The organism is Methylobacterium sp. A52T (genome assembly GCF_053346095.1).
The window spans coordinates 1-4,989 of the sequence record NZ_JBKFBI010000233.1; the positions used below are offsets into that span (position 1 = coordinate 1).

Consider the following 4,989-nt stretch of genomic DNA (forward strand, 5'->3'; position numbering starts at 1 on the left):
GGCCCCCCCGCCCCTGCCGCCCAGCCCCCGGCCGATGACGGGCCGGCACGGATCGGCGCGCCGCGCCGGCGCGGCGCTGGCGATCGCCCTGGTGGTGCTGGCGCGGCCGGCCTGCGCGCCCCTCGTGGGGATGCTGCTGGTGCCGTTCCCGCCCCCGGGGCGACGCGTCCGCGCCTGGCGGGAGCGGCTGCCGCTCGCCGCGTTCGCCCTGCTGCCGGCACTCCTGCCGGTCTTCCTGCCGCCCCTGCTGCCGTCCGCGAGCCCCGGGCCTCGGCCCCCCGGCGCGGCGGGGGGCGGATTGGTGTCCCTGGCCGTCCCGCTGCCCGGGTTCCTCTCCGGGGTCTGGGCCGCCGCGCTGCTGGTGCCGCCCGTCGCGCTGCGGCGCGGCCCCCTGCCCCCGGCCGCGGAGCGGCTGTGGCTCTCGGGCTGCGCGCTCCTCGGCCTCTGGCTGGCGGTGCTGCCGCAGGCCCTCGCCCCGGCGGGCGGCCTCGGCGGGTTGCGGGCCCGGGACCTGCTGCCGCTGGCGCCGATGCTGATCCTGGCCTTCGCCCGGGGGCGGATCGGCACCGCGGCGGCCCTGCGCTGGCCGGCCCTGCTCCCGGTGCTGGCCGCCGCCCTCGACGCGGTGGTGCTGCCGATGATCGCGCTGCGGGCGTAGCGGGCGCTCAGTCCCGGTCCAGGAACTCCAGGAGCGCCCGGTTGAAGGCCTCGGGCCGGGTGACGCTGTGGGCGTGGCCGCCCTCCGGGGCGAGGGCGAGCCGGGCCTTGGGCAGCGCCGCCGCCAGCCGCTCGGACCGGGTGTAGGGCACCAGCACGTCGTCCCGGGCGGCCATGACCAGGGTCTCGTGGCCGATCGACCCGAGATGGTCCGCGATGGTGAAGCGCTCCAGGGCGGCGATGCGGGTCAGCACCGTCTCGGCGCCGGGGAAATGCGCCAGGGCCTGCGCCGCGTCGGCCTCGACCCGCTCGGCCTCCGCGGAGAGCCAGGGGGCCGGGTACAGGAAGATCGCCTGGGCCCGCACGTAGGCCTCCGGCCCGCCCCCGGCCAGGATCGCCCGGCGGGCCGCGAAGCAGCGGCGCGTGGCCGGGTCCATCGCGTCCCAGCCGTTGATCACCGCGAGGCGCCCGACCCGCCCGGGGGCGTCCAGCGCCATCTGGAGGGCGATCAGGCCGCCGAGCGCGTGGCCGACCACGTCGGCCCGGTCGATCCCGGCCGCGTCCAGCACCCCGAGCGCGTCCCGCGCCATGGCGGGGATGTCGTGGTCCGGCGCGAGCCGGCCGGGCGAGCGCCCGGTGCCGCGGTGGTCGTAGGTGACGACCCGGAACCGCGCGGTCAGGGCCGCCATCTGCGGCGCGAAGTAGCCCGCCGCGCCGCCGAGGCCCGGCGAGAGCAGCACCGGCCGCCCGCCCGCCGGGCCGGCCACCGCGTGGGGGAGCGGGCCCATCAGCGGCCGATATGGGCGATCGCGGCGATCTCCACGCGGGCCTCGGGCTTCACGAGGCCGCACTGGATGCAGTAGCGCGCGGGCTTCTCGCCCGGGAAATACTCGGCGTAGACGGCGTTGATCGCCGCGTAGTCGGCCCAGTCCGCCAGGAAGACGTGGTTGAAGGTGACGTCGTCCATGGTGCCGCCCGCGGCCTCGACCACGCCCCGGATGGTCTCCAGCACGTGGCGGGTCTGGGCCGCCGCGTCGCCGGCATGGACCACGTTGGCCTCCGCGTCGAGCGGCAGCGTGCCCGAGACGTACAGGATCCCGTCGGCCAGGGTGCCCGGCACGTAGGGGGCCAGCGGCTTGCCGGTCCCCGGCGGTATCACGACCTGCTTGGGCATTCCCTGCGCCTCCCGCGCGCGACCTGTCGGCCGGACCGGGCAGGCCGCGCGGGAGGCCGCGCCGCGGCGGCATTCGCGCACCCTGCCGGTCACCGGCCGGGCGCGCGATGCACTTATCCGGCCAGGTCGCCGCCGGACGTATCGATCCCGGCGTGTGAAGACGCCCCGAGGGCGGCCTCGAAGGCGGCGACGTCCGAGACCCAGCCGAAGAAGGTCTCGATGTTGGCGAGCGCCGCGTGCTGCAGGCTCTCCGGCCCGGCCTGGTGCGTGGCGTCGGCCAGCACGATCCCGAAATACTCCCGGTGGAACCCGTCCCGCAGGGTCGACTCGACGCAGACGTTGGTGGCGATGCCGGTGAAGACCAGCGTGGTCACGCCCCGGGCCCGCAGGGTGCTGTCGAGGGGCGTGTTGTAGAAGCCGCTGTAGCGCGGCTTGCCCATCACGATGTCGCCGGGCTCCGGCCTCAGGGCGTCCACCAGCGCGTAGTCCCAGGATCCCTTGGCGAGCAGCTGCGCGTTCACTTCAGGATGCCGCCGCATCGTCTTGAGAGCGTTGGATTTGTGCCAGTTCGGCGAGCCCGGGCCACCGGCCTCGACATAGGCCGGGTCCCAGCCGTTCTGGAACCACAGGACCGGGATGCCGGCGGATCGCGCCGCCGCCACCGCCCGGGCGATCCGGGCGATCACCGGGCCGGTGCCCGACACGTCGAATCCGGCCCGGTCGAGGTAGCCGCCCGGGCTCGCGTAGGCGTTCTGGACGTCCACCACGATGAGGAACGTGGTCGCGGGATCGAGGGCAATCGGTTCCGGGCGGGCCGGCAGGACGACGCCGCCGTGCCGGCCCTGGGCGTCGCGGTAGCCGGCGGGGCGGTCCAGCGGGTCATCCGTCGGGCGGTCCATCGGGCGATCCATCGGGCGGCCCATCAGGCGACCTCGGGCAGTGCCGCCGCCGTCACGTGCCGGCGCGACCGCATCAGGGGCTGGATCCGGGTCCCGAAATCGTCGAGGCCCTTGAGGAAATCGTCGAAGACGAGCAGCACGCCCTCCACGCCTTCGATGGTCATGACGGCGTCGAGCATCGCCGCCACGCTGGCGTAGCTGCCCACCAGGGTGCCCATGTTGAGGTTCACCGCCGAGGTCGGGTCGGCGAGCTGGCGCACGTTGGTGTCGCTGCCGGACTTCGTGTCGGCCGCGCCCTGGGCGCCGAGCCACGCGATCGCCTCGGCATCCGCGCCCGCCCTGTAGTGCGCCCAGGTCGCCGTGGCGGCGTCGTCGGTCTCGTCGGCGATGATCATGAACAGCGCGAAGGCGGTCACCCGCCGCCCGGTCCGCGCGCCGGCCTCGGCGAGCTTCTCCACCACGGGCGCGAAGGCGGTCGGCGTGTTGATCCCCTTGCCCAGGCAGAAATTGTAGTCGGCGTACTGGGCCGTGAAGGCCAGTCCGGCGCCGCTCTGGCCGGCGCAGATGATCTTCACCGGCGCCTGCGGCCGGGGGCTCAGCCGGCAGTCGCTCATCTGGAAATACGTGCCCTTGCGGTCGCTGGCGCCCGTCTCCCACAGGTCGCGCAGGATCTGGGCGTACTCGGCCAGGTAGTCGTAGCGTTTGGCAAAGTAGTCGTCGCCCGGCCACAGGCCCATCTGGTCGTATTCCGGCTTCTGCCAGCCGGTGACGAGGTTCAGGCCGAAGCGCCCATCGGAGATCGAGTCGATGGTCGCGGCCATGCGCGCCACGATGGCGGGCGGCAGGCACAGGGTCGCCGCGGTGGCGAACAGCCGGATCCGGGTGGTGACGGCGGCGAGCCCCGCCATCAGGGTGAAGGATTCGAGGTTGTGGTCCCAGAACTCGGTCTTGCCGCCGAAGCCGCGGAGCTTGATCATCGACAGGGCGAAGTCGAGCCCGTAGCCCTCCGCCTTCAGGGTGATCGCCTTGTTGAGCGCGAAGCTCGGGCGGTACTGCGGGGCGTTCTCCGACAGCAGCCAGCCATTGTTGCCGATGGGGATGAACACCCCGACACTCATGGCCTGTGCCGGACGGGCATCGGCGCTGTCGTCCGCGTGGCTCTGCATCGTCGTCCCGCGCTCCGCCCGGTCGGTTCCCCGCCGGAACCGAGTCGGCAAGCGGAGGCTCGCAAAACCGCCGCGGAGGGTCAAACCCGCGGCGCCCGTCGGGCGCGAAAATGCCCATCTTTCCAGCGACTTGCACAACCAGGGCGCGATGCCTGCCCAACCCGTGCGCGCTTCCCGTCCGGCCGCGCCTTCCCGCCGGCCCGCGCCTCCGCGCGGCGCGATGACCGGTCACGGTGCGGTGACGGCGCGGCGATCACTGTCGGCAGCGTCACAAACATTGTCGTGGGCGTGTCGGACACCATCTTCCCGTGACGATGACGGATCTCGGTCGGACCCTGCCTGACCTTGCCGGAGTGACAGCGATGCGCGCGTGGCCCGCCCTGCTCCTCGTCCTCGGCCTCGTCCTCAGCCTCGCGGGGCCGGCGGCGGCCGACGAGGCGGGGCGCGCGGCGGCCCGGGCGGTCATCGCCAAGCAGGAGCAGGCGCTCGGCCGCGACGACGCGCAGACCGCCTACGAGCAGGCCGCGCCGGGGATCCGGGACCTGTTCCCGAATGCCGACCTGTTCATCAGCATGGTCCGGAACCAGTACCGTCCGGTCTACCGCCACCGCAGCTTCGTGTTCGGCGAGGCGCGGGACACGGACGCGGCGGGCGTGGTCCAGTCGGTGGCGATCCAGGACGAGTACGGCGACGACTGGACGGCCGAGTACAGCCTCGCCCGCGACGCGGACGGGCAGTGGCGCATCACCGGCTGCCGCCTCACCAAGGCGCCGGGCACGCGCGCCTGAGGACGCGCGCATGAGAGCGCGCCCCCGAGGGGCGCCCGCCGCCGGCGCGGCGGGCGCGGAAGCCGGGCTCAGGGCCGGAACGTCCCGAGCTTCTCGAGCATCTGCAGGGTGACGTCGGCGCAGGCCTTGGTCGTGTCGTCGTCGGCGCACTTCACGTCGACCCGCGCGTCGCCGCGCTCCAGCACGATGTGGGCGGCCCGCGACGGCGGGGGCGGAGGCGGCGGGGGGCCGTCCGGGCCGGGACCGCGGCGCGGGTCGCCAGGGGGCGGGGGTGGCGCGCCGGCCTCGGGGCCGGGCCTCGGGCC

Annotated in this window: 7 protein-coding genes; 2 read left to right on the forward strand and 5 right to left on the reverse strand. The window is 74.6% G+C overall.

The genetic code is table 11. The features are described 5' to 3' along the window. Nucleotides 1-658, forward strand: a 658-nt coding sequence (locus ACLBYE_RS29500; protein ID WP_447696875.1) for a hypothetical protein, incomplete at its 5' end; no start/stop codon positions are given. Nucleotides 659-665: 7 nt separating this feature from the next. On the opposite strand, the gene rutD is transcribed toward ACLBYE_RS29500, so the two are convergent. From rutD to rutA, 4 genes are all read right to left on the reverse strand, one after another. Continuing rightward, nucleotides 666-1,445, reverse strand: a complete 780-nt coding sequence (gene rutD / locus ACLBYE_RS29505; protein WP_447696876.1) for a pyrimidine utilization protein D — start codon at nucleotides 1,443-1,445, stop codon at nucleotides 666-668. After that, a complete protein-coding gene (gene rutC, locus ACLBYE_RS29510) occupies nucleotides 1,445-1,831 on the reverse strand; it encodes a pyrimidine utilization protein C (protein ID WP_020093352.1) in 387 nt (128 codons plus the stop codon). The genes rutD and rutC overlap by 1 nt, the downstream gene beginning before the upstream one ends. A 113-nt stretch (nucleotides 1,832-1,944) precedes the next feature. Further along, complete coding sequence (rutB, locus tag ACLBYE_RS29515; RefSeq protein WP_447696877.1) at nucleotides 1,945-2,730, reverse strand: pyrimidine utilization protein B; 786 nt, start codon at nucleotides 2,728-2,730, stop codon at nucleotides 1,945-1,947. A 23-nt stretch (nucleotides 2,731-2,753) separates the two neighbouring features. Further along, nucleotides 2,754-3,848, reverse strand: a complete 1,095-nt coding sequence (rutA, locus tag ACLBYE_RS29520; protein ID WP_447696880.1) for a pyrimidine utilization protein A — start codon at nucleotides 3,846-3,848, stop codon at nucleotides 2,754-2,756. Between the two features lie 410 nt (nucleotides 3,849-4,258). Here rutA and ACLBYE_RS29525 point away from each other — a divergent pair, with 410 nt between their 5' ends. Beyond that, the gene (locus ACLBYE_RS29525; RefSeq protein WP_447696878.1) at nucleotides 4,259-4,684 is read left to right on the forward strand and encodes a DUF4864 domain-containing protein; all 426 of its coding nucleotides are present in this window, start codon (nucleotides 4,259-4,261) and stop codon (nucleotides 4,682-4,684) included. A 68-nt stretch (nucleotides 4,685-4,752) separates the two neighbouring features. Here the strand turns inward: ACLBYE_RS29525 and ACLBYE_RS29530 are convergent. Further along, a partial coding sequence (locus tag ACLBYE_RS29530) for a hypothetical protein (RefSeq protein WP_447696879.1) occupies nucleotides 4,753-4,989 on the reverse strand: 237 nt, incomplete at its 5' end.

Bases quoted from the DNA above. Each gene is read 5' to 3' on its own strand.
- ACLBYE_RS29525 (WP_447696878.1), top strand. From the start codon at position 4,259: ATGCGCGCGTGGCCCGCCCTGCTCCTCGTCCTCGGCCTCGTCCTCAGC.
- rutC (WP_020093352.1), bottom strand. From the start codon at position 1,831: ATGCCCAAGCAGGTCGTGATACCGCCGGGGACCGGCAAGCCGCTGGCC.
- rutD (WP_447696876.1), bottom strand. From the start codon at position 1,445: ATGGGCCCGCTCCCCCACGCGGTGGCCGGCCCGGCGGGCGGGCGGCCG.
- rutB (WP_447696877.1), bottom strand. From the start codon at position 2,730: ATGGACCGCCCGACGGATGACCCGCTGGACCGCCCCGCCGGCTACCGC.
- rutA (WP_447696880.1), bottom strand. From the start codon at position 3,848: ATGAGTGTCGGGGTGTTCATCCCCATCGGCAACAATGGCTGGCTGCTG.